Annotated in this window: 3 protein-coding genes; all 3 read right to left on the bottom strand. The window is 30.4% G+C overall.

The window, feature by feature from the left end; translation table 11 throughout:
* Positions 1-528 precede the first annotated feature (528 nt).
* The 3 genes from U9R42_02085 to U9R42_02075 are packed head-to-tail and all read right to left on the bottom strand — an operon-like array spanning position 529 to position 4,963.
* On the bottom strand, positions 529-1,956 hold the full coding sequence (locus tag U9R42_02085) for an FAD-dependent oxidoreductase (GenBank protein MEA3494803.1): 1,428 nt from the start codon (positions 1,954-1,956) through the stop codon (positions 529-531).
* A gap of 11 nt (positions 1,957-1,967) precedes the next feature.
* A complete protein-coding gene (locus U9R42_02080) occupies positions 1,968-3,134 on the bottom strand; it encodes a GNAT family N-acetyltransferase (protein ID MEA3494802.1) in 1,167 nt (388 codons plus the stop codon).
* A 44-nt stretch (positions 3,135-3,178) separates the two neighbouring features.
* The gene (locus U9R42_02075; GenBank protein ID MEA3494801.1) at positions 3,179-4,963 is read right to left on the bottom strand and encodes a long-chain fatty acid--CoA ligase; all 1,785 of its coding nucleotides are present in this window, start codon (positions 4,961-4,963) and stop codon (positions 3,179-3,181) included.
* Positions 4,964-5,254 lie beyond the last annotated feature (291 nt).

Below are 5,254 nucleotides of genomic sequence, written 5' to 3'. Positions count from 1 at the left end.
AATAATTAACAAATGTTTTAAAATATCGAATATCGAACAAGGAATTATGAATAATGAAATTTAGATGAACACAAAAGTTGCTCAGCTTTATCTTTTTACTTCAAAATTCTTTATTCCTTGTTTCGCAACCGCTAAAGCTACAGCGAACGTGGTCAATATTCATTATTAATAAATACGACACAATTAAATTTTTAGGATAAAATTATTGAGGTATAAACAATTTTTGAAGAAATTTTCAAAATAATAAAAATACTAAAATTAGGATTTAATTAGTGCCTCTAAGAAAACTATCAAATTTTATGATTTCTAAGATTTTTGATGAGATTTTTATTTTTTGAGACGAAGCGATGCCTTAGCATCAGTGAGTTGAGAAAGATAAAAATATCGCAAAAAGATAGGAATCTAATTTTGCAGAGTTTTCTTAGAGACACTAATGATGGCTGAAAAGTTTGCTGTGAAAATCGGTGATAAATAAAACAGTAGGAAGTCAAGCTTCTAATCCGTAACTAACCGCCAATAAGCAATTATTTATCTTCTATTCCTCAAAATATCAAAAGCACACAAATAACCACTAAATATTGCTCCTGAAAACCCTCCTCCTGTTTTTGTCCAGGCCGAGGCAAAGTGTAAATTATCAATGGATTCTATTTTTTTTGCATTAACATTTTCAGTTGTTTGTGCAAAACCATAAACAGCACCATCAGGATTTAAAGTGTATTTTTTCACTGTTAATGCAGTTCCAACTTCATAATATTCTATTGCATTTTTAATACCCGGAATAATTTTTTCTAATCTATAAATAAAAATTTGTGCAACTTCTTCTTTCTTTTCCTTGTATTCTTCCTTTTCAAGATGTTCCCAATCGGAAGTGTAATCAATACAGCAAAGAGCACCTACGCTTTTCCCTTTTGGAGCAAGTGCCGAATTAATTTGGCTGTAATCAACAAAGGTAAAACTGCGAGTTGTAAAATCACTTTTGTTATTTGTTAAAATATCTTTTTGGCTTTTTACGGAATCATCATAAATAAAAGTTGAATAATATTTGTTGCCAATATCTTTTAAGGGCTTTTTAAATCCAAAATAGACAGTTAGCAATGACGCTCCTATTGTTTTACTTTCAATTTCTTGACTGAGTTTATTACCTTCTTCTTTTGGCAAAAGCATTTTTGCAACATTAGGAATAGCAGCATTTACAATTATGTCATCAGCATAAACTTTAGTAAATTCTTTAGTCTTATTATTTTGATAAACTACTCCAACCGCTTTGTTGTTTTCTGTAATAATTTCTGTTGCTGTGTGATTAAAAATAACTTTTCCATCATTGCTTTCTATAAAATCTGAAAGGTAATTGGAAAGTTGTTGAGAGCCTCCTTTGATAAAATTTCCACCACCACCGCCAAAATAACTTCCTTGTGCTACGCTGTAATAGTTTAAAGAAAGAGAATATGGGTCATCATGAAAATAGCCAAGGTTACCAAGCAATACAAGTTTGAGGTCTTCGCCTTTTATTATTGAATCAAGAAATTCTCCTACTGTAAGTTCGCTATCATTAGACTTAGGTTTGCTCAGTATTTGTTCAAAATATGCATTTATTCCTTTTTCTTCATTAGGGAAATTTTTTATAAGAATTTCTATTGCTTTATCAGGGTCATGAGGAATTACAATATCTTTTCTGTTGTTCAGAAAACGATAAAACTCAGGTACTTTCAAAAATTCTACATTGTCAAAAACTTTAAGGTCTCTAAAGATTTTTGATTTCATATCTTTTTTATGAAGTCCGTCCATTTCATGAAGTCCCACTTCCATGGTAAAATCTTTTCTTTTAAAAGTTGTTGCACAGCCACCGGGAATGCTGTGTTGCTCAATTAATAATACTTTTTTTTCAGATTTTGATAGTTTTGCTCCGGCAGTAAGACCTCCAAGTCCTCCACCAATAATTATTGTATCGTATTTCATAATTTAATTTTTTATTCTTCCGGAATTGGATATCTTTTAAATTCAACGTTTTGGTCAAAAAGGTATCTGTAAGTGATATAATGTTTCACTGATTTGCTTCCCACACTCATAAATATTTTTCTCATCTTGGGGTTAAAATCTCCAACCCAAGAGAATTCAATTTCTTTGTAATGTGTTTTTCTTTCAAAAACTTTTGCGAGCTGTAATATTATTGCGGCTTCAATTCCTAATCCTTGATATTTAGGAATTACTCCCATGAGTACACCTCTTGCACGTGTTATGGTTTTTATCTTTTTAAAATAAAGAAATTTTAATTTATTCCAAATATTTAAATTGCCGTTCATCTTTTTTAGAATCATGTTAATATCGGGATACATCAAATAAATTGCAATAGGTTCTTCATTTTTAAAAGCTATCCAAATAAATTCTTCATCAATAATTGCTTTTGCTTTTTGCAATGTTTTTCTAATGTATTCTGCTTTGAGCGGTTCAAAATTTTCTTTAAATGATGCCCATGCTTCATTAAAAACTTTTGCAAAATCAATTGTAAATTTTTCTTTTTCTTTCCAATCTAAATGTTCGAATTTGTATTCAGGTTTTTTGGATACCCATTCTGCAATTTTCATAAATCGCTCCGGCAATTCTTTTGTGAGGTCAAGATGAAATCCTTCTTGTTTGTAATATGTTTTAAATCCATAAGATTCAAAAAGTTCTTGATAATATTCATGGTTGTAGGCAATTTCATAACTCGGATGTGTAAATCCGTCAACCAGCAAACCCCAGTATTTGTCTGTTTCACCAAAATTAATTGGTCCGTCCATAGCTTGCATTCCTTTTTCCTGAAGCCATTTTTTTGCAGTATCAAAAAGGAAGTGGGCAACTTTTTTGTCATTAATGCACTCAAAAAAGCCCATTCCTCCTGTGGGCTGGTCTTGAATGTGTGCAGTGTTAAAATCAATAAATGCAGCAATTCGTCCTATTAAATTATTACTGTCATCTTTTAATATCCAGCGTTCAGCTTCTCCGTGTTTGTAATATGTATTTATTTCAGAATCAAAAATTGGATTAATTTCATTGTCAAGAGGACAAACCCAAATGTCGTTATTTTTATAAATAATCCTTGCTACTTCAAGAAAATCTTTTTTACTCTTTTTATCATTTACTTTTATTAACTGCATTTACTTAATCTTTTTGAAAAGTTGGATAAACTAAAGGGGGGGCATTAAATTGTTTGTTTTGCAAATATTTGTTCGATAATTTTCTCGTATTTTTTTTCAATAAATTTTCTTTTTAATTTAAGAGTTGGAGATAGCTCACCGCTTTCGGGTGTCCATTCATCAGATACTAATTTAAATCTTTTTATTCTTTCTGAATCGTTGAGGGTATTATTTATTTTTTTTATTTCTTTGTTGATAAAATCAAAAATCTGTGGTGATTGAATTATTTCGTTATTAGAATTACATGAAAGATTATTTGTAACACACCAGTCTTTGAGATAAGAAAAATTAGGATAAATTAATGCACTTGCAAATTTTTCATGTTCACCAAAAACTATAGATTGTTCAATAATTTCCGATTCTTTTAATTTGTTTTCAATGATTTGCGGTGCAACGAATTTCCCACTTGAAAGTTTGAATATTTCTTTTTTACGGTCGGTTACAAATAAAAAATTATCATCGTCTATGTGTCCGATGTCTCCTGTATGAAACCATCCTTCATCATCAAAAACACTTTTGGTAAGTTCAGGGTCTTTGTAATAACCGAGCATTACATTATGTCCTTTGCAAAGTATTTCTCCGTCATGAGATATTTTTAATTCAACTCCTTCAATTAAAGCTCCAACACTACCGAATTTTAAATCGGGTTCTGTACTTCTGTTGATTGTAATTATCGGAGAAGTTTCTGTAAGCCCATACATGTTAAGTACTTTAATTCCTGCTGCCCAAAAAACTCTTTCAAGGCGTGGTTGTAAGCTTGCTCCTCCGCAACCTACTTTTTCAATTTTTCCTCCCAATGCTTCTCTCCATTTTGAAAAAATAAGTTTGTCGGCAATTTTCAATTTTATGTTGTAAACAAAACTCCTTTCACTTTTAATCTTAAATTTTAAACCTAAATCAACAGCCCAAAAGAAAAGTGATTTTTTAAACCCTTTTAATTTTTTTCCTTTTGCAATAACATTGTCAAAAACTTTTTCTAAAATTCGTGGTACAGTGTCAAATCCATGAGGCTGAATTTCCTTCATATTTGCTGCCATTGTCCCCATATTTTCAGCATAATAAATACTTGTGCCACTGTACTGTGTTTGGTAATTTCCCATTCTGCCTCCAACATGACAAAGAGGTAAAATGCTAAGATATTTCTCATCGGCTTTCATTGTAAAAATACCGGCAGCAGCCAAAAAATTCCTTACAAGGTTTTTATGCGAAAGCATTACCCCTTTTGATGTGCCTGTTGTACCTGAAGTGTAAATTAAAGTAGCAAAATCTTCAGTTGTTATTTCTGATTTTATTTTTTCAACTTCCTCTTGATAGTAGCTCTTACTTTTTTTACCCAATTCAATTATTTCCTGATAATTTTTTGCTCCTTCAATTTTATCGAAAGTATAAACTTCTTTTATTGCTTCAATTTCTTTGGCAATAGTATTAATTTTATTGAAAAGTTTTTTATCAGAAACGATAACAAGGCTTGCATCCGAATGTTTTATTATCTTTTTGTATTCTTCATTGCTCAATGAAGTAAAAACAGGAACATGGATTATTCCTGCCATTGACATTCCCATATCAACAAAATTCCACTCAGGACGATTATTTGTAATAGTAATTATTTTATCGCCTTTGTTTAATCCCAAAGCAAGTAAGCCATAAGCTGAATAATATGAATAATCAATGTATTGTTGTGTAGTGTATTTTATCCATTCCCCATTTTGCTTTGTAGCCAATACATCTTTTTTATTGGCAAAATTATTTTTATATCTCTCAAGTAAATCAAATGTTCTGGTAATTTCCATTTTTAACATTTTTATTCAGTGTATTTGAATTTGCGAATGTAATAATATTTTTAGGGTAATACTAATTGTACTTTCAATATTGTCTTTAGGGGGGTCTATAAATAGTGGCACTAAGAAAACTTTGTATTATTTATTATACTTGGGCTTTGAATTAATAATGGATGTGAATGTAAAAGTCATTCAATTGTCATTAATAGTCATTTAGCCAAGCTGTCATTAGGTTTTGTAACTTAATGACAATCAAATGACTACTTTATGACATTAGATTAAAGCGACAAAATACACATAATA

The sequence above is a fragment of the Bacteroidota bacterium genome (genome assembly GCA_034723125.1).
In the GTDB taxonomy this organism is placed as follows: Bacteria; Bacteroidota; Bacteroidia; order CAILMK01; family JAAYUY01; genus JAYEOP01.
This window is presented reverse-complemented; position numbering and strand designations above follow the sequence as displayed.